General features: G+C 53.8%; 19 protein-coding genes. 13 read left to right on the forward strand and 6 right to left on the reverse strand.

Translation table 11 applies throughout. The features are described 5' to 3' along the window. Nucleotides 1-28 precede the first annotated feature (28 nt). The 4 genes from abgT (at nt 29) to uspE (ending at nt 4104) form a co-directional block, all read left to right on the forward strand. Entirely contained in the window at nt 29-1555 is a 1527-nt protein-coding gene (gene abgT, locus SK54_RS13890) for a p-aminobenzoyl-glutamate transporter (RefSeq protein ID WP_032104209.1), read from the forward strand. A gap of 9 nt (nt 1556-1564) precedes the next feature. Continuing rightward, nucleotides 1565-2080 carry a methylated-DNA--[protein]-cysteine S-methyltransferase gene (ogt, locus tag SK54_RS13895; protein ID WP_045334113.1) on the forward strand — a complete coding sequence of 172 codons (516 nt, stop codon included), beginning with the start codon at nt 1565-1567 and terminating at the stop codon, nt 2078-2080. Between the two features lie 183 nt (nt 2081-2263). Next, a complete protein-coding gene (gene fnr, locus SK54_RS13900) occupies nt 2264-3016 on the forward strand; it encodes a fumarate/nitrate reduction transcriptional regulator Fnr (protein WP_000611906.1) in 753 nt (250 codons plus the stop codon). 137 nt (nt 3017-3153) lie between these two features. After that, complete coding sequence (uspE, locus tag SK54_RS13905) at nt 3154-4104, forward strand: universal stress protein UspE (RefSeq protein ID WP_006808916.1); 951 nt, start codon at nt 3154-3156, stop codon at nt 4102-4104. 40 nt (nt 4105-4144) lie between these two features. Here the strand turns inward: uspE and SK54_RS13910 are convergent, their stop codons facing one another. From SK54_RS13910 to pntA, 3 genes are all read right to left on the reverse strand, one after another. Then, a complete protein-coding gene (locus tag SK54_RS13910) occupies nt 4145-5254 on the reverse strand; it encodes a mechanosensitive ion channel family protein (protein ID WP_032619779.1) in 1110 nt (369 codons plus the stop codon). A 107-nt stretch (nt 5255-5361) separates the two neighbouring features. Continuing rightward, nucleotides 5362-6750, reverse strand: coding sequence for a Re/Si-specific NAD(P)(+) transhydrogenase subunit beta (pntB, locus tag SK54_RS13915; RefSeq protein ID WP_017384574.1), 1389 nt, complete (start codon nt 6748-6750; stop codon nt 5362-5364). A 10-nt stretch (nt 6751-6760) separates the two neighbouring features. Further along, complete coding sequence (gene pntA, locus SK54_RS13920) at nt 6761-8290, reverse strand: Re/Si-specific NAD(P)(+) transhydrogenase subunit alpha (protein ID WP_017384575.1); 1530 nt, start codon at nt 8288-8290, stop codon at nt 6761-6763. 535 nt (nt 8291-8825) lie between these two features. Between pntA and ydgH the strand changes: the two genes are divergently transcribed. The 3 genes from ydgH (at nt 8826) to folM (ending at nt 12100) form a co-directional block, all read left to right on the forward strand. Beyond that, nucleotides 8826-9770: a DUF1471 family protein YdgH gene (ydgH, locus tag SK54_RS13925; protein WP_000769339.1), complete on the forward strand. Its 945-nt coding sequence runs from the start codon at nt 8826-8828 to the stop codon at nt 9768-9770. Between the two features lie 185 nt (nt 9771-9955). Further along, nucleotides 9956-11338 carry an amino acid permease gene (locus SK54_RS13930; protein WP_003857548.1) on the forward strand — a complete coding sequence of 461 codons (1383 nt, stop codon included), beginning with the start codon at nt 9956-9958 and terminating at the stop codon, nt 11336-11338. A 39-nt stretch (nt 11339-11377) separates the two neighbouring features. Next, complete coding sequence (gene folM / locus SK54_RS13935) at nt 11378-12100, forward strand: dihydromonapterin reductase (protein WP_003857550.1); 723 nt, start codon at nt 11378-11380, stop codon at nt 12098-12100. Here folM and SK54_RS13940 read toward each other — a convergent pair. After that, entirely contained in the window at nt 12097-12432 is a 336-nt protein-coding gene (locus SK54_RS13940; protein ID WP_017384576.1) for a GlpM family protein, read from the reverse strand. The genes folM and SK54_RS13940 overlap by 4 nt on opposite strands. 127 nt (nt 12433-12559) lie before the next feature. Here SK54_RS13940 and rstA point away from each other — a divergent pair, with 127 nt between their 5' ends. The 3 genes from rstA (at nt 12560) to SK54_RS13955 (ending at nt 14692) form a co-directional block, all read left to right on the forward strand. Further along, on the forward strand, nt 12560-13276 hold the full coding sequence (gene rstA / locus SK54_RS13945; RefSeq protein WP_015570649.1) for a two-component system response regulator RstA: 717 nt from the start codon (nt 12560-12562) through the stop codon (nt 13274-13276). Nucleotides 13277-13714: 438 nt separating this feature from the next. After that, nucleotides 13715-14086, forward strand: a complete 372-nt coding sequence (gene iraM / locus SK54_RS13950; protein WP_023296508.1) for an anti-adapter protein IraM — start codon at nt 13715-13717, stop codon at nt 14084-14086. Nucleotides 14087-14473: 387 nt separating this feature from the next. Next, a complete protein-coding gene (locus SK54_RS13955; RefSeq protein ID WP_017384577.1) occupies nt 14474-14692 on the forward strand; it encodes a cold shock domain-containing protein in 219 nt (72 codons plus the stop codon). 161 nt (nt 14693-14853) lie between these two features. Here SK54_RS13955 and SK54_RS22700 read toward each other — a convergent pair whose 3' ends face one another. Beyond that, nucleotides 14854-15051 (reverse strand): YnfU family zinc-binding protein, encoded by a 198-nt coding sequence (locus SK54_RS22700; protein WP_306414190.1) that lies wholly within the window; start codon nt 15049-15051, stop codon nt 14854-14856. A gap of 118 nt (nt 15052-15169) precedes the next feature. Here SK54_RS22700 and SK54_RS13960 point away from each other — a divergent pair, with 118 nt between their 5' ends. From SK54_RS13960 to tus, 3 genes are all read left to right on the forward strand, one after another. Further along, nucleotides 15170-15397 carry a hypothetical protein gene (locus SK54_RS13960; protein WP_017384578.1) on the forward strand — a complete coding sequence of 76 codons (228 nt, stop codon included), beginning with the start codon at nt 15170-15172 and terminating at the stop codon, nt 15395-15397. A 281-nt stretch (nt 15398-15678) separates the two neighbouring features. Then, on the forward strand, nt 15679-16977 hold the full coding sequence (rstB, locus tag SK54_RS13965) for a two-component system sensor histidine kinase RstB (RefSeq protein WP_017693541.1): 1299 nt from the start codon (nt 15679-15681) through the stop codon (nt 16975-16977). Between the two features lie 74 nt (nt 16978-17051). After that, nucleotides 17052-17981 carry a DNA replication terminus site-binding protein gene (tus, locus tag SK54_RS13970; protein WP_023296464.1) on the forward strand — a complete coding sequence of 310 codons (930 nt, stop codon included), beginning with the start codon at nt 17052-17054 and terminating at the stop codon, nt 17979-17981. Here the strand turns inward: tus and fumC are convergent, their stop codons facing one another. Then, nucleotides 17982-19376, reverse strand: a complete 1395-nt coding sequence (fumC, locus tag SK54_RS13975; RefSeq protein WP_048247457.1) for a class II fumarate hydratase — start codon at nt 19374-19376, stop codon at nt 17982-17984. Nucleotides 19377-19482 lie beyond the last annotated feature (106 nt).

Consider the following 19482-nt stretch of genomic DNA (forward strand, 5'->3'; position numbering starts at 1 on the left):
AACACAACAACAGTCCCGAGGAACGCCCATGAGTATGTCTTCCATACCTTCGCATTCCCCATCCGGTAAGCTCTATGGCTGGGTTGAAAGGATCGGCAATAAAGTACCGCACCCTTTCCTGCTTTTTATCTATTTAATTGTCATCCTGATGGTCGCGACGGCCGTGCTGTCCGCCTTTGAGGTGAGCGTGCGCAGCCCGGCCGACGGCAGTATGGTAGCAGTGAAAAACCTGCTCAGCGTTGAAGGGTTGCACTGGTTTTTGCCGAACGTGATTAAAAACTTCAGCGGTTTTGCGCCGCTGGGCGCCATCCTGGCGCTGGTGTTAGGCGCGGGACTGGCCGAACGCGTGGGTCTGCTGCCCGCGCTGATGGTGAAAATGGCCTCGCACGTCAGCGCGCGTTATGCCAGCTATATGGTGCTGTTTATTGCCTTCTTCAGCCATATCTCGTCCGACGCGGCGCTGGTGATCATGCCGCCGATGGGGGCGCTGATTTTCCTCGCCGTTGGCCGTCATCCTGTTGCGGGCCTGCTGTCGGCGATTGCGGGCGTCGGCTGTGGGTTTACCGCTAACCTGCTTATCGTGACCACCGATGTGCTGCTCTCCGGCATCAGTACGGAGGCAGCCAGCACCATCGATGCGACTATGCACGTCAGCGTGATCGACAACTGGTACTTTATGGCCAGTTCGGTGATTGTCCTGACGATTGTCGGGGGGCTGATTACCGATAAGATCATTGAGCCGCGCCTGGGTAAATGGGAAGGCCGGAGCGATGAAAAGCTGGAGACGCTGAGCAAAGAGCAGCAGTTCGGCCTGCGCGTAGCCGGGATCGTCTCGCTGGCGTTCATTGCGGTGGTGGCGCTGATGGTGGTGCCGGAAAATGGCGTGCTGCGCGATCCGATCAAACACACCGTACTGCCCTCGCCGTTTATTCAGGGCATTGTGCCGCTGATAATTCTCTTCTTCTTCGTCGTTTCGCTCGCGTTCGGCATCGCCACCGGCAAAATCCGCCGTCAGGGAGATCTGCCGCACCTGATGATCGAGCCGATGAAGGAGATGGCGGGTTTTATCGTGATGGTGTTCCCGCTGGCGCAGTTTGTCGCCATGTTTAACTGGAGCAACATGGGCAAGTTTATGGCCGTGAGCCTGACGGACGCGCTGGAGGCGGCGGGGTTGAGCGGTGTTCCGGCGTTTGTCGGCCTGGCGCTGCTGTCGTCCCTGCTGTGCATGTTTATTGCCAGCGGGTCGGCCATCTGGTCGATTCTGGCGCCCATCTTTGTCCCCATGTTTATGATGCTCGGCTTCCATCCTGCGTTCGCCCAGATCCTTTTCCGTGTCGCCGATTCCTCGGTGATCCCGCTGGCGCCCGTGTCACCCTTCGTTCCGCTGTTTTTAGGCTTCCTGCAACGCTACAGACCGGAGGCTAAGCTGGGTACCTACTATTCGCTGGTTCTGCCCTATCCGCTTATCTTCTTAGGGGTATGGCTGGTGATGCTGGTGGCGTGGTATCTTGTCGGCCTGCCGATTGGACCGGGTGTTTACCCGAGGCTGAACTAAGGAGTACTGATGCTGAGATTACTCGAAGATAATATTGCGACGCCGCTGGGGCCGCTGTGGGTTATCGCGGATGAAGCGTTCAATCTGCGCGCGGTTGAATGGGAAGAGCACAGCGACCGGATGGTTGAGCTGCTCAACATCCATTATCGCGCCGAGGGTTACGAGCGTATTACTGCCCGTAATCCTGGCGGGCTGAGCGATAAACTGACGGCCTACTTCGAGGGCGATCTCAGCATTATTAATACCCTGCCAACCGCCACGGCGGGCACCCCTTTCCAGCGCGAGGTGTGGCAGGCGCTGCGTAATATTCCCTGCGGGCAGGTGATGCACTACGGTCAGTTGGCAGAACAGCTTGGCCGTGCCGGCGCGGCGCGCGCGGTCGGTGCGGCAAATGGCTCTAACCCCGTCAGCATTGTGGTGCCTTGCCATCGCGTGATCGGGCGCAACGGCACCCTCACCGGCTATGCCGGGGGCGTACAGCGCAAAGAGTGGCTGCTGCGTCACGAAGGGTATTTTCTGCTGTAATTCCCAGGCTTTTTGTGCTTAATTTTCTTCCTGTTAGGTTCATAATCCTTAATCATTCTGTGGAATTTCAAGGAGATGGCAACACGCTGCCGTCTCTTGTCTTTATTGGGGGTTTGCCAGACTTACGTCCTTACCAAAAAGATGTTAAAATTGACCAATATCAATTAAGGCTTGAGCAAACCTATGATCCCGGAAAAGCGAATTATACGACGCATTCAGTCTGGCGGTTGTGCTATCCATTGCCAGGATTGCAGCATCAGCCAGCTCTGTATCCCGTTTACTCTGAATGAGCACGAACTCGATCAGCTTGACAATATCATCGAGCGCAAAAAGCCTATTCAGAAAGGGCAGACGCTGTTTAAGGCGGGAGACGAACTGAAATCGCTCTATGCTATCCGTTCTGGCACTATCAAAAGCTACACCATTACCGAACAGGGCGACGAGCAGATCACCGGCTTCCATCTGGCAGGCGATTTAGTCGGCTTTGACGCCATCGGCAGTGGCCATCACCCGAGCTTTGCTCAGGCGCTGGAAACCTCTATGGTCTGCGAAATTCCGTTTGAGACGCTGGACGATCTGTCCGGTAAGATGCCGAACCTGCGTCAGCAGATGATGCGTCTGATGAGCGGTGAGATTAAAGGCGATCAGGATATGATCCTGCTGCTTTCCAAAAAGAATGCCGAAGAGCGTCTGGCCGCCTTTATCTATAACCTCTCCCGCCGTTTCGCGGAGCGTGGCTTCTCCCCGCGTGAATTCCGTCTGACCATGACGCGCGGTGATATTGGCAACTATCTGGGCCTGACCGTGGAAACCATCAGCCGTCTGCTGGGTCGCTTCCAGAAGAGCGGAATGCTGGCGGTTAAAGGTAAGTACATCACCATCGAAAACGGTGAAGCGCTGGCCATTCTGGCGGGTCACTCACGTAACGTGGCATAACTCTCCCGGATATCTTATGCCAGGTCGATAAATTTTCATGATTATTGATCTGGCAAAAACTTCCCCCCTGTTTCATTCAAGATATATAGGTTACTCTTTTACTTACAGACTGTGGTGACAGTAGTAAGGAGACCTGTATGGCAAAGTATCAAAACATGCTGGTGGCTATCGATCCTAATCAGGACGATCAGCCGGCATTACGACGTGCTGTGTATTTACATCAACGGATTGGTGGCAAAATTAAAGCCTTTTTGCCGATTTATGACTTCTCATACGAGATGACCACCCTTCTGTCGCCTGACGAGCGCACCGCTATGCGTCAGGGAGTGATCAGCCAGCGTACCGCGTGGATCCGCGAGCAGGCGAAATATTACCTGGAAGCGGGCGTACCGATTGATATCAAAGTGGTCTGGCACAACCGACCTTTCGAAGCCATTATTCAGGAAGTGGTGGCCGGTGGGCATGACCTGCTGCTGAAAATGGCGCACCAGCATGACAAACTGGAATCTGTGATTTTCACTCCAACCGACTGGCACCTGCTGCGCAAATGCCCTTGCCCGGTATGGATGGTGAAAGATCAGCCATGGCCTGAGGGCGGGAAAGCCGTCGTGGCGGTGAATCTGGCCAGCGAAGAGGATTATCACAATTCGCTGAACGAGAAGCTGGTGAAGGAAACCATCCAGCTTGCCGACCAGGTTAACCACACCGAAGTCCATCTGGTGGGTGCCTATCCGGTTACGCCAATCAATATCGCCATCGAGTTGCCTGAATTTGACCCGAGCGTGTATAACGACGCGATTCGCGGTCAGCATCTGCTGGCCATGAAAGCGCTGCGCCAGAAATTCAGTATCGATGAGAATATGACGCACGTAGAAAAAGGGTTACCGGAAGAGGTTATTCCGGATCTGGCGGAGCATTTGCAGGCCGGGATTGTGGTGCTGGGCACCATTGGCCGGACCGGTATCTCTGCCGCGTTCCTGGGAAATACCGCCGAGCAGGTGATCGACCACCTGCGCTGCGACCTTCTGGTCATCAAACCGGATCAGTATCAAACGCCGGTTGAACTGGACGATGAGGAAGACGATTGACCCCAAAATGAAAGCCCGCCGGTAACGGCGGGCTTTTTTATTACGCTTCGCTCAACCGCTGCGTCGGTGCCTCGTCGCCGGCATTCATCCAGGGCGCGTGCAGAACCATGCTCGGCAGCGCCAGCTTGATCTCCTGCTGGTTCAGCCCCTCCAGAATACGGATATTGATCTCCTGCTGAATATCCATGTACTTGTTGTAGTCCGCCGTATTAACGATATGGACCACCTCGAAGGTCAGGCGATCGCGATCGAAGCCCAGGAAATGGGCGCGGTCAAACTTCGTTTCCCCGACGTCGGTAATGATCTGTTTGACCATATCACCCACTGAACGCAGTTTGTCCGGCGCCGTGTCGCTGGCAACCCCGAAGGTAAAGACGATCCGGCGCGTTTGCATCCGTTTGTAGTTATGCAGCGTCTGTTGCAGCAGAATGGCGTTCCCGCAGACAATCTGCTCCCCGCTCAGGCTGCGGATACGGGTGGTTTTCAGGCCAATGTGCTCTACCGTCCCGGCGACATCGTTAAACACCACAAAATCGCCAATTTCGAACGGCTTATCAAAACCGATGGAAAGCGATGCAAACACGTCGCTCAGGATCGTTTGCACCGCGAGGGCGATTGCAATACCCCCTACCCCAAGGCTGGCAACCAGAGCAGTGATGTTGACGCCCGCGTTAGCAAGAATAGACAGCAGCATCACTGACCAGACTATGGCACGGAGGATAAGCCCCGTGATCACCAGCGTCACCGGGTTTTTATGGCTTCCCGGCGCCAGCATGACGTGACGAAGCCACGACACCACCCCCTGATCCATCCACAGCGCGACCTGGATAGCGAAGACCAGGAACCAGGCGTGGCTCACGGTACCAAAGAGATGATCCGGTAAGTCGACGAAACGCAGGCTGAATAACAGCGCCACGACAAAAAGCAGGACGCGGCTGGTGCGGTTAAGCATATCCGTCAGGATAAAACGCATCCGGTTGGTGGTGGGGTGCTTGTCGCCCCAGGTAGTGATCCCTTTCTTAACGAAGGCGATCAGACGCGTCAGCAGCCAGTACACCAGCAGAGTCACAAAAACCACCGTGGCGACGCCGATCCAGAAAGATGGCGTCATCATCAGCTCGATGATGTCGAAGCGGGACAAAAATCGCATTACACCTCCTCGTATTACACAAAGGGTAAAGTATAGACAGAGGAGAAAAGCTGGCCGCAGAAATAAGAAAACCGCCCCAGGGGGCGGTTTGTCAGGATGAAGCGCAATTACAGCGCTTTCAGGATCGCATCCACGCTGGCCTTCGCGTCGCCAAACAGCATGTGGGTGTTATCTTTAAAGAACAGCGGGTTCTGCACGCCAGCATAGCCGGTGTTCATAGAGCGTTTGAAGACAATGACGTTCAGCGCCTTCCACACTTCGAGAACAGGCATACCCGCAATCGGACTACGCGGGTCGTCCTGTGCCGCCGGGTTAACGGTGTCGTTGGCGCCAATCACCAGCACGGTGTCGGTGTCGGCGAAATCATCGTTGATCTCGTCCATTTCCAGCACGATGTCGTAAGGCACCTTCGCTTCCGCCAGCAGCACGTTCATGTGGCCTGGCAGACGCCCCGCCACCGGGTGAATACCAAAGCGAACCTTGATGCCGCGCGCGCGGAGTTTCTCGGTGATTTCCGCCACCGGATACTGCGCCTGCGCCACCGCCATGCCATAGCCTGGGGTGATGATGACGGAATGCGAGTTTTTCAGCATCTCTGCGGTCTCTTCCGCGCTGATTTCACGGTGTTCACCCACTTCCTCATCAGAACCGGTTGATGAGCCGTCAGAACCGAAGCCACCCGCAATGACGCTGATAAACGAACGGTTCATCGCCTTACACATGATGTAAGACAGGATCGCACCGGAAGAACCGACCAGCGCACCGGTGACAATCAGCAGGTCGTTGCTCAGCATAAAGCCTGCCGCCGCCGCCGCCCAACCGGAGTAGGAGTTCAGCATGGAAACCACCACCGGCATATCTGCTCCGCCGATAGACGCCACCAGATGCCAGCCGAAGGCCAGCGCGATGATGGTCATCACCAGTAACGCCAGCACCTGCAAGCCTACGCTTTCGGTACGCACGAAGACCACCAGCAGCACAAAGGAAACGACCAGCGCCGCCAGGTTCAGCTTGTGGCGGTTAGGCAGCATCAGCGGTTTGGAAGAGATCTTCCCGCGCAGCTTGCCGAACGCCACAATCGACCCGGTGAAGGTCACCGCACCGATGAAGATGCCGAGGAACACTTCGGTCAGGTGGATGTTCACCAGAATCGGCTCCAGGCCCGGTTCGTGGTACAGGTAGCTGTTGAAGCCCACCAGCACCGCCGCCAGACCCACGAAGCTGTGCAGAATGGCAACCAGCTCCGGCATCTCGGTCATTTCAACGCGTTTCGCCAGACGAATACCAATCGCGCCGCCGATGATCATCGCCACCAGGATCCACGCCACGTTGCCGGTGTCCGGCCCAAAGATGGTGGCAATCAGCGCAATCGCCATCCCGGCGATACCAAAGTTATTTCCCTGCTGAGACGTTTCGTGTTTGGAAAGCCCCGCCAGACTGAAAATAAACAGGATTGCAGCAACAATGTATGCGGCTGTAACTAATCCTCCAGACATATGCTACCCCTTAGCCTTTACGAAACATTTTCAGCATGCGCTGAGTCACGGTGAAACCACCGAAAATATTGATACTGGCGATCAGCACCGCAATGAAGCTCAGGAAGCTGATCCAGCCGCCATGACCAATTTGCAGCAATGCCCCGACCACGATAATCCCGGAGATGGCATTGGTGACCGACATCAGCGGGGTATGCAGCGCATGAGAAACGTTCCACACGACGTAGTAACCCACCACGCAGGAGAGCGCGAAGACGGTGAAGTGGCCAAGGAACTCTTTTGGCGCGACATCCGCCAGCCAGCCAAACAGGATAATAACCAGCGCCATGATGGCGTATTTGCGCCACGGCGACGCAGGTTTTGCTGGCTCCGCGGGCTCTGGCGCCGCTTTCGGCGCAGCCTGAGGTTGAGCGGAAACCTGAATCGGCGGTGCAGGCCAGGTGATTTCCCCTTCACGCACCACGGTAACGCCACGCACCACCACATCATCAAAATCAACGGTAATGTTGCCGTCTTTCTCTTTGCAGAGCAGCTTCAGCAGGTTAACGAGGTTCGTGCCGTACAGCTGAGAGGACTGGGTTGGCAGACGCCCTGGCAGGTCGGTATAACCGATCACCTTCACGCCGTTCGCGGTCGTCGTGACCTGGTTTGGCACGGTATACTCACAGTTACCGCCGTTTTGCGCCGCCAGATCGACAATAACGCTGCCCGGCTGCATGGAATCCACCATCTCACGGGTGATCAGCTTCGGCGCCGGTTTACCCGGAATAAGCGCGGTGGTGACAATGATGTCCACCTCTTTTGCCTGCGCCGCAAAGAGCGCCATTTCCGCCTTAATAAAGGCTTCAGACATGACCTTCGCGTAACCATCACCGCTGCCCGCTTCTTCCTTGAAGTCCAGCTCAAGGAATTCGGCGCCCATACTCTGCACCTGCTCCTTCACTTCCGGCCGGGTATCAAACGCGCGAACAATAGCGCCCAGGCTGTTTGCGGCCCCGATAGCGGCAAGACCTGCCACACCGGCACCAATCACCATCACCTTCGCGGGTGGTACTTTACCTGCCGCCGTAATCTGACCGGTAAAGAAGCGACCAAACTCATGCGCAGCTTCGACAATGGCGCGATAGCCGGCAATGTTCGCCATGGAGCTCAGCGCATCCAGAGACTGCGCGCGCGAAATACGCGGCACGGAGTCCATCGCCATCACGGTGACACCGCGTGCTGCCAGCTTCTCCATCAGCTCCGGGTTTTGGGCTGGCCAGACAAAGCTCACAAGCGTCGTGCCCGCGTTCAGCAGTTCAATTTCACTCTCTTCCGGTGCGTTGACCTTCAGAATGATGGGTGATTGCCAGACCTCAGCACCGTCCACTACGTCCGCGCCAGCCTGAGTAAAGGCCTCGTCATCGAAACTCGCCAGTTTGCCCGCGCCGCTTTCAATCGCGACGGTAAAACCCAGTTTAAGCAGTTGCTCCACCGTTTTTGGTGTCGCCGCTACGCGGGTTTCATTGGCTAACCGTTCTTTTGGTACCCCAATACGCATAGTTTTCCCTTCCATCGGTTTTTGATGATGGTTTGTCGATAATTGCCCACGGTTTGTATCAATTTTCACCATCGAGATATCGACGGAGAATGATTAACCCCGGAAAATAAAACAGTAACAAACTTTCTATAACCTACTGAAAATAGCGCCCGTGATCTACCGCCAGAAAACACTATTTCTTACTTTATCTGTGAAAAATAAGCGATCGGGGTCACTGACAGAGATATTTACCTTAAATTCGCCTTCAGGACCGATAAATCGCGCAAGCGAAGCGGTAAAAACATGATATAGCGCCATAAAAGAACAACTCATTAACATTAAATTAACTTGTAAAAGTCATATGCTTAATCAGTTTTGCTTGTGAAATGCCTGTTTTTTCCACATATCACAAAATGTTATCGAATCAGGTCCTTTGGTGAGCACAGGCTGTGAAAAATGCCGCAGACAGCGACGGGTGTTAAATGCCATAATCGGGACCGTCTCAAATTAACAACAACACCAGTACATGGTTTGCGCAAGGCGAAGGATTATTTTTATGAAGCTTAAGAACACACTCCTGGCGTCCGCACTTCTTTCCGCGACCGCCCTGTCTGCGAATGCCGCGACAGAGTTGACGCCGGAGCAAGCGGCAGCGTTAAAACCTTTTGACCATACGGTCATTGTGGGTCGCTATAACTCTATTGGCGATGCCGTCGCCGCCGCATCAAAAGCCGCCGATAAAAACGGCGCTGCCTCGTTTTACGTTGTTGACCAGTCCGATCAGGGCAACAGCGGCAACCAGCGCGTGACGATTGCGCTGTACAAAGAGAATGCCCCAAAAGCAGATGAACAGAAAAACCGCGTGATTAACGGCATTGTTGAACTGCCGAAAGATCAGGCTGTTCAGCTGGAACCGTATGACACCGTGACCGTTCAGGGCTTCTACCGCAGCCAGCCTGAAGTTAACGATGCCATCACCAAAGCCGCGAGAGAAAAAGGCGCTTACGCGTTCTATATCGTGCGTCAGGTTGATGCCAACCAGGGCGGAAACCAGCGCATCACCGCCTTCATCTATAAGCAAGATGCGAAAAAACGCGTAGTACAAAGCCCGGATGCCATTCCAGCGGATTCAGATGCGGGACGTGCCGCGTTAGCGAAAGGCGGTGAAGAAGCGAAGAAAGTGGAAATTCCGGGCGTTGCAACCTCGGCGGCACCAAGCGCTGAAGTGGGTCGTTTCTTTGAAACCCAATCCACCAAAGGCGGTCGTTATACCGTTACGTTACCAGACGGCACGAAAATTGAAGAGCTGAACAAAGCCACTGCCGCGCAGATGGTGCCGTTCGACAGCATCAAGTTTACGGGCAACTATGGCAACATGACGGAAATCTCCTATCAGGTGGCGAAGCGTGCTGCGAAGAAAGGCGCGAAGTATTACCACATCACCCGCCAGTGGCAGGAACGTGGTAACAACCTGACCATCAGCGCCGATCTGTACAAGTAACAAAACGGTTTCATAAAGGCGGCGCAGTGCCGCCTTTTTTGTTACTTTTTTTCTGATTTCTGCCACACGTCATTGCATGCATCCTTCACACTCCGTAAAATCCCGCGCCTTAGCGTGATCCACCATTTTTATGCGCCTTAGCGAAATAATTATTCTGGATTTGGACTTTTCATAACAGGAAGCCAATGGAAAAGAAACTTGGCCTGAGTGCTTTAACTGCACTTGTATTGAGCTCAATGCTGGGCGCGGGCGTATTCAGTTTGCCGCAGAACATGGCGGCCGTCGCCAGCCCGGCCGCATTACTGATTGGCTGGGGCATTACCGGTGTCGGGATTTTGCTGCTGGCGTTCGCCATGCTGCTGCTGACCCGTATCCGACCGGATCTGGACGGCGGAATATTCACTTACGCCCGGGAAGGTTTCGGCGAGCTGATCGGCTTCTGCTCCGCCTGGGGTTACTGGCTGTGCGCGGTGATCGCCAACGTCTCCTATCTGGTTATCGTCTTCTCGGCGCTCAGCTTCTTTACCGACACGCCCGAACTGCGCCTGTTTGGCGACGGCAATACCTGGCAGTCCATCGTCGGCGCCTCGGTCCTGCTGTGGATAGTTCACTGGCTGATTTTGCGTGGCGTCCAGACCGCAGCCAGCATTAACCTGGTGGCGACGCTGGCCAAGCTGGTGCCGCTTGGCCTGTTCGTCGTGCTGGCCTTCCTCGCCTTCCGTCTCGATGTCTTTACGCTCGATTTCAGCGGCATTGCGCTGGGCGTCCCCGTTTGGGAACAGGTGAAAAATACCATGCTGATCACCCTGTGGGTGTTCATCGGCGTTGAAGGTGCCGTCGTGGTCTCTGCCCGCGCGCGTAACAAGCGCGATGTGGGACGCGCCACGCTGCTGGCCGTACTGGCGGCGCTGGGCGTTTATCTGCTGGTGACGCTGCTGTCGCTCGGCGTGGTAGCTCGCCCTGAACTTGCGGAAATGCGTAACCCGTCCATGGCCGGGCTGATGGTGAAAATGTTGGGTCCCTGGGGGGACGTGATTATCGCGGCGGGTCTGATTGTTTCCGTTTGCGGCGCCTATCTGAGCTGGACCATTATGGCAGCGGAAGTCCCGTTCCTGGCCGCCACGCACAAAGCGTTCCCGCGCCTGTTTGCCCGTCAGAACAAAAACAGTGCGCCATCGGCCTCTCTGTGGCTCACCAACATCAGCGTGCAGGTCTGTCTGGTGCTGATCTGGCTCACAGGATCGGACTATAACACGCTGCTGACCATCGCCTCCGAGATGATTCTGGTACCCTATTTCTTAGTGGGCGCATATCTGTTAAAAATTGCGACCCGCCCGGCACACTATGCGGTAGGCGTCGGCGCCTGTATTTACGGTCTATGGTTGTTGTATGCTTCCGGACCGATGCATCTGCTGCTGTCCGTGGTGCTCTACGCGCCGGGCCTGCTGGTGTTTATTTACGCTCGCCGTACACATCAGCTTGATAATGCCCTTAAGCGCCGCGAAATGGCATTGATAGGTTTGCTGTTAGTCGCTGCCGTACCGGCAACGTGGATGTTAATGGGATAGCGCCGCCTGTCCCATTGTTGAACTGAAAAGGAGATTACGATGGGACACACGCAGCAACGCCCAATATTGATCACTGGCGCAGGCCGTCGCATTGGCCTCGCCCTCGCCCATCACTTTCTCAATCTTCGCCATCCGGTTATCGTCAGTTACCGCACGGAATATCCCTCCATTGAAGGGCTACGAAATGCCGGAGCAGTCTGCATTCAGGCGGATTTCTCCACAGATGAAGGTATTCTCGCCTTCGCGGACAAAGTGAAGTCGACCACTCACGGACTGCGGGCGGTTATTCACAACGCCAGTACCTGGCTTCCCGAAAAAGCAGGACATTCACTCAGCGAAACGCTCGCCTGCATGATGCAGATCCACGTTAATGCGCCTTATCTGCTCAACCATGCCCTACAGGATTTGCTGCGCGGACACGGCCATGCCGCAGGCGACATTATCCATTTCACCGATTACGTGGTGGAGCGAGGAAGCGACAAACACATCGCCTATGCGGCCAGCAAAGCCGCGCTGGATAATATGACCCGCTCTTTCGCACGCAAGCTGGCGCCCGAGGTAAAGGTCAACGCGATTGCTCCGGCGATGATTTTATTTAACGAAGGCGATGATGCCGAGTATCGTCAGCAGGCGCTCAACAAGTCGTTAATGAAAATTGCGCCCGGCGAGAAAGAGGTGATCGACCTGATCGATTATCTGCTGACCAGCTGTTACGTCACGGGCCGAACGTTTGCCGTGGACGGTGGCCGCCCCCTGCGCTAGTGAAAGCGGCTCCAGAAGAAGATGAGCACCCAGGCGCTGAGGCTCCAGCAGACCACCGCCCCGCCCAGCGCCAGGGGCAGACGCATAAAACCGGTGAAGTACCACAGCGACAGCAGGTAAATAAAATACGGAATGATCGACCACATCCCGAACACAATGGTGGCGCGCAGCGCCTCAATACCCCGCTCAGAGGCCACAATATAGTGCGCGATTAACGCAAAGGTGGGAAACAGCGGGATCAGCCCGGCAATATAGTAGTTCTTCGTTTTAGCCAGCACCCCAATCAGCAGCACGACCAGCGCACCTAGCGCGGCTTTTATCACCAGCCCCATTCTTTTCCCTTAACAATCAAATAACATTCCCGTGCAGGATAACGGAACTCCGGCTAATTTTGAAAGATTAATGGAAGGTTAAGGTTGAGCGGTGTATGTTGACGTTTTTCGCGATGACAGACGTTGTATGAATAAGATTGTTTATGTTGAAGATGAACCCGAGGTGGGGCAATTAATCGCCGCTTATCTGGGTAAACATGATATGGAAGTGGTTGTCGAGCCTCGTGGCGATCGCGCTGAAGACGTCGTCAACCGCGAAAATCCGGATCTGGTGTTGCTGGACATCATGCTGCCCGGGAAAGATGGTATGACGCTCTGCCGGGATCTGCGCGCGAAATGGGACGGCCCGATCGTGCTGCTGACCTCTCTCGACAGCGATATGAATCATATTCTGTCGCTTGAGATGGGCGCAAACGACTACATCCTGAAAACCACGCCGCCGGCGGTTCTGCTAGCCCGTTTACGCCTCCATCTGCGTCAGCGTGCCAGCGCTGAGCGTGAAGCGCCTGCGCCCTCCTTAACGCCGCATAAAGCGATGCGTTTCGGCACACTTTCTATCGACCCGGTCAACCGACAGGTTATGCTTTCCGGGGAGCTGATTGCGCTCTCAACCGCAGATTTTGACCTGCTGTGGGAGCTGGCAACCCATGCCGGACAAATTATGGACCGGGATGCATTACTGAAAAATCTGCGCGGCGTAAGTTACGACGGAATGGATCGTAGCGTTGATGTGGCGATTTCACGACTGCGTAAAAAACTGTTGGATAACGCCACGGAACCTTACCGCATCAAAACCGTACGCAACAAGGGCTATCTGTTTGCACCGCACGCCTGGGAAACCTGAAAAAGGAGCAAACAGGAATATTCGAAAAATAACTGACGATGCATCGGAATTGTTATCGATATTCGTCGAAAGTTATCGATTATATGCATCGTCAGTTATGACATATCCCTTGGTCTGATTCCTCTCTCCAGTTCTATTTCGATGTGCATTTTTCGCGTAAACAAAAGTAGCGCTAATGTATTTGATTGCTATAGTACAATATATATTCAGCAGAGCAGGCACCATCATCGATCAAAAATCCGTCACTTAAATGCACATTAGGCTAAAAATGATCTTTACAATTGACTTAATCATTATCTTATCCTTATGAAAACAAAGGGGATAATGGCGAACATATAAATAATATCGATCTTTTTCAATAGCTTACGTGTTTGCAGAAATCTAATTCTCATGCTAAACCTTATACTCTCTCAATTATTTAATGAAAGAGGTATAGCAATGTCATGGAGAGTCATTAGCTCGGTAATTTGTCCTAACACGGGAATCGTTTATTCAAGCATCTTGGGACTCAAGTTCTTGAAACTCATCATTTGGTATGAAAGCGATGTCTATTTGTACCCCGGTGACAGGATATATCCGACAAAAAATGGCGTCTTCATAAATGGTGTTTTCAAGCCTATATCGATATACAACATATCACCTTACAACGAAATGTTGTGGAGTGAAATTAAAAACAAGATGGCCTGCCCATACAATCGAAACCAGCACGAGGAGATATGCACTTACGCGGTGCATTGCAACGCGCGGAAATGCCCGCATGGGTTTGCCACCAACCCACTGATTGTCAGCACAGGTAAATCCAGACATTAGCGAAAATCGGAAATATTGAGATCAAGATAATTAATATTTCTGCTGCACCGCCTTTGTCCGGATAAATCTCCGTGACTACAGCCCAAATGCTCCTGTGGGGACATTTGGGCTGTAGTCACGCCTGGCAACTCTGGCTTCTTGTATCAAATTAATTTTTATTGTGCAATTTTAAGCAAGCCATCCGGAAGGCTAAAATAAAAATTGCTAATTAACCCTGCCCGTGCATTAATGGTCTCGTTAGTCCGATCCAATAATAGTTGGACAAGTTGCATGACAATTCTCATAACCAGGCGCTATCGCTGATATCCCCTCCTTTTGAGTCCACACCTTAGCATTATATGTTTATTAGCTTTTATATCACCTCGGAAATGTTCAAATGGAGTCTTTATGTCATCAAAAATTTTAGGTCTGGTTAAGTGGTTTAAGGAAGATAAAGGCTTTGGTTTTATCTCCCCTGTAGATGGCAGCAAAGATGTTTTCGTGCATTTCTCTGCCCTTCAGGGAGAGAACTTCAAAACACTTTTTGAAGGTCAGAAAGTCGAATTTATCATCGTAAGCGGCGATAAAGGCCCTGCTGCTGCGAATGTAACGCTTTGCGATAAATAATATCAGCACACAGCCGCGTTGACGAAGATGTTGCTTCTGGCTCGTGGACTGCACAAGCAGTCTACAATCCGATGCTAACTGCTTGTAAATCAGTAAAGTGTTATTGAGGTCAGGCGGCCGCGAAAAACATCGTCTCTTCCACTTCTTGTATGAGTATTTCTTCAGAGACGCTGAGAGGATTTAAACAAAGCGCTACAGTAGGGACAGACAAGCTGGGCCCCCTTTTGTATGCGAGTGAAACTGTGCTCTGACTCTTTAGCGCAGTTTGGACATGAACATTTGACTAAATAATTGCGACGAAGTTGCGAGTTTTTACGTCCCGACATAGGCTGCTCCTGAATGAAAAGGATTGCCACCATACACGTTAAGGCAGGATATTGCTTGCTTTTATTTCCCAAAGAGAGCAAAAAATGGAAAGGAGCCACGCTTCTGGAACATTCTTACCTTGCACAATCACAAAGAGATATAGAGTGATATATGAAAAAGGTGATCATTTTTTTTAATGCCAACCCCAGCAAAGTCATTATCGTGCTTAAGGGCATAACGTCTGTACGCCAGACATATCCGGATGGTGAAGAAATTAATCTTCAGATCATGACTGCAAGCTTTCCGTCGTTGACGGGAGATCATAATTCTATCTATGTTGCTTCAGACAGGGAACTTACCTCTCAGGAAATATCTGATGCTGCCAAACAATATTTATAATATTTTCTGTCACTAGTCCGGTTAACAACACAGCATTTATTTCACTCAGAATGAGAAAAATTACAATCCATCATTATTAATGCCTGCAAAATGCAGGCTTTTTTACGACATTGCCCTTTAAATTTAACTATTCCGCATAATCGTGCTGTTCACTTTGCTCCCTCTGTTTCCGAAGAAAGTGTATCATCAACCTTCTTCGCTCCTGTGGTGATATGCATGTCCACGCAGGGCTGACGAAGTAAAGCCAGGTTCTTAATTGATTGATTTAGCGGTGCTATCCAATGAAAAAGCTGTTTGTGCAGTTTTATCTCCTGCTGTTTGTCTGCTTTCTGGTGATGACCATGCTGGTCGGGCTGGTCTACAAATTCACCGCAGAGCGCGCGGGCAGGCAATCCCTGGACGATCTGATGAAAAGCTCGCTCTACCTGATGCGTAGCGAGCTGCGAGAAATTCCTCCTCATGACTGGGCGCGCACGTTAAAAGAGCTGGATCTGAATCTGTCGTTTGATTTGCGTATCGAACCCATGAAGGATTTTGACTTAGCGCCGCCTGCGATGCAGCGTCTGCGCGACGGAGACATCGTCGCACTGGACGAGAAATATACCTTCATTCAGCGTATTCCGCGCAGCCATTATGTTCTGGCCGTCGGGCCAGTGCCCTATCTCTATTACCTGCACCAGATGCGCCTGCTGGATCTCGCTCTGCTGGGCTTTATTGCCATTTCGCTCGCTTTACCTGTGTTCATCTGGATGCGACCGCACTGGCAGGACATGCTGAAACTGGAATCCGCCGCACAGCGTTTTGGGGAGGGTCATTTAACTGAACGCATACATTTCGACAGCGGTTCCAGTTTTGACCGGCTCGGTATTGCCTTCAACCAGATGGCCGATAACATCAACGCCCTGATTGCCAGCAAGAAGCAGCTGATCGATGGTATTGCGCATGAACTGCGCACTCCGCTGGTACGCCTGCGTTATCGCCTGGAGATGAGCGAGAACCTCACCGGGGCGGAATCGCAGGCGCTCAATCGGGATATCGGCCAGCTTGAAGCGCTGATTGAAGAGCTGCTGACCTATGCCCGCCTCGATCGGCCTCAGACGGAGTTGCACCTCAGTACACCGGATCTCCCCGTCTGGCTACAGACGCATATTAACGATGTGCAGAGCGTTAACCCTCAGCGAAAACTGCTGACAGCCATTACCCCCGGCGCGTACGGCGCACTGGACATGCGCCTGATGGAACGCGTGCTGGATAATCTGATGAACAACGCCATGCGCTACAGCGAAACGACGCTGCGCATAGGTTTAGATTTGCAGGGAAGCCAGGCGATTCTGTGTGTGGAAGACGATGGCCCCGGCATTGAGCCGGCGGAGCGTGAAAAAGTTTTTGAGCCGTTTGTGCGCCTCGATCCCAGCCGCGATCGGGCTACCGGCGGCTGTGGTCTGGGGCTGGCAATTGTCCGTTCTATTGCCCAGGCGATGGGCGGTTCGGTTCGCTGCGAAGCGAGCGAGCTGGGTGGGGCCCGGTTCGTCTTTAGCTGGCCGATCTATCACAATATTCCCCTTCCCGTACCTGCCTGACCTAAACCGCACGCTGGCCTGACCCGGCGTGTTATGCTATATCAATAGTATGTTGTAACTAATTAAGGGCTGCCATGGCAACTTACGATCTCATCGAAAGGCTTAACACCACATTTCGGGAAATAGAGCAGGCGTTACTGACCCTCACGGGGCAACTTCAGGACTGCCGCCTGCTGGCCGCCCGCGTCTTTTCCCTGCCCGAGGTGGCGAAAGGCGCGGAGCACGACCCGCTGAACACCATTGAGGTGACGCAGCATATTGGCAAGGCGGCGCTGGAAATGACGTTGCAGCACTTTCGTCGCCTTTTCATCCAGCAGCAGTCCGAAAATCGCAGCAGTAAGGCCGCCGTTCGCCTGCCCGGCGTCATCTGCCTGCAAACGGATGCCGCAACGCGTGAAGGAATTGAGGCGCAGATTACGCATATCAATACGCTGAAAGCCGCGTTTGAGAAGATTGTAACCGTTGAGTCCGGGCTGGCGCCGGCTGCCCGTTTTGAATGGGTGCATCGCCAGCTTCCGGGGCTGATCACCCTGAATGCTTACCGCACGCTGACGGTACTGCGCCACCCCGCCACGCTGCGCTTCGGCTGGGCCAACAAGCACATCATTAAAAATTTCACGCGCGATGAGATCCTGGCTCAGCTGGAGAAAAGCCTGAAATCGCCGCGAACGGTCGCCCCGTGGTCGCGGGAACAGTGGATTGAACGGCTGGAGCAGGAGTACCACAGCATTGCCTCCCTGCCAGCTGATACTCGTCTTAAAATAAAGCGTCCGGTGAAGGTGCAGCCTATCGCCCGCGTCTGGTATGCCGGGCAACAAAAGCAGGTGCAATACGCCTGCCCGACGCCGCTGATTGCGCTCTACGATGCCGATCAGGGTGCGGTGGTGCCGGATATCGGGGAACTGCTGAACTACGATGCTGAAAACGTTCAGCATCGCTATAAACCCCAGGCGCAGCCGCTACAGCTGATTATTCCGCGGCTGCACCTGTATGTGGCGCAGTAATTACCTGAGGCTGCCCACCATCGCTTCCGGGCGGACCCAGGCATCAAACTCGGCGTCCGTCAGGTAGCCCAGCGCCAGCGCAGAGGCTTTCAGGGTAAGCCCCTCTTTGTGCGCTTTTTTAGCGATTACGGCCGCTTTGTCATAACCGATATGGGTGTTCAGCGCCGTTACCAGCATCAGAGACTCATTCAGCAGCTGGCTGATTCGCTCGCGATTAGGCTCAATGCCCACCGCGCAGTGCTCGTTAAAGCTCTCCATGCCATCGGCCAGCAGACGAATCGATTGCAGTACGTTGTGGATCACCATCGGACGATAGACGTTAAGCTCGAAGTTACCCGACGCGCCGCCCATGTTAACCGCCACGTCATTACCCATCACCTGACAGCACAGCATGGTCATGGCTTCGCACTGGGTCGGGTTCACTTTGCCCGGCATAATGGAGCTGCCCGGCTCGTTTTCCGGAATGCTGATTTCGCCGATGCCGCAGCGCGGGCCGGAGGCCAGCCAGCGCACGTCGTTGGCAATTTTCATCAGCGAGGCCGCCAGCCCTTTCAGCGCGCCATGGGTATGCACCAGCGCATCACAGGTCGCCAGCGCTTCGAATTTATTCGGAGCGGTAACAAACGGCTGCCCGGTGATCTTCGCCAGCTCTTCGGCCACGCGCACCGCGTACTCGGGATGGGTGTTTAAGCCAGTGCCCACCGCCGTCCCGCCGAGCGCCAGCTCCGCCAGATGCGGCAGGCTGTTGTCGATATGCTTAAGATTGTGCTCCAGCATTGCCACCCAGCCGGAGATCTCCTGACCAAGCGTCAGCGGCGTGGCGTCCTGAAGGTGCGTACGACCAATTTTAACGATGTCGCGGAAGGCCTGCGCTTTCTCGTTAAGCGTAGATTTAAGCACGTTGAGCTGCGGGATAAGCTGCTCGCGGATTGCGATGACGGCCGCCACGTGCATGGCCGTCGGGAACACGTCGTTGGAACTCTGGCTTTTGTTCACGTCATCGTTCGGGTGGACCTTGCGCTCCATGCCGCGCACGCCGCCAAGCAGCTCGCTTGCGCGGTTCGCCAGCACCTCGTTCATGTTCATGTTGCTCTGGGTGCCTGAGCCGGTCTGCCAGATGGCAAGGGGGAATTCGTCGGGATGTTTGCCCGCCAGCACTTCGTCGGCGGCATTGATGATGGCGGTGGCTTTATCGGCATCCAGCAGGCCCAGATCCTGATTGACTTTGGCGGCAGCGCGTTTGGTCAACGCCAGCGCCTGGATTAGCGAGACGGGCATTTTCTCTGTCGAAATGCGGAAATGCTCCAGCGAACGCTGGGTTTGTGCGCCCCATAGCTTGTCGGCCGGGACGTCGATGGCGCCCATGGAGTCTTTCTCGCGGCGATGCATTGTCATTACTTACTCCTTGATAACAAAGATGGGATTGCTCACATGCTTAAGAGATAAGTATTGATGACTTCTGAGAAACGTTATGGCGCTTTGTGCGCTCTTTTTGATGTCG

It is taken from the genome of Enterobacter sp. MGH120 (assembly GCF_001037725.1).
In the GTDB taxonomy this organism is placed as follows: domain Bacteria; phylum Pseudomonadota; class Gammaproteobacteria; order Enterobacterales; family Enterobacteriaceae; genus Enterobacter; species Enterobacter hormaechei_C.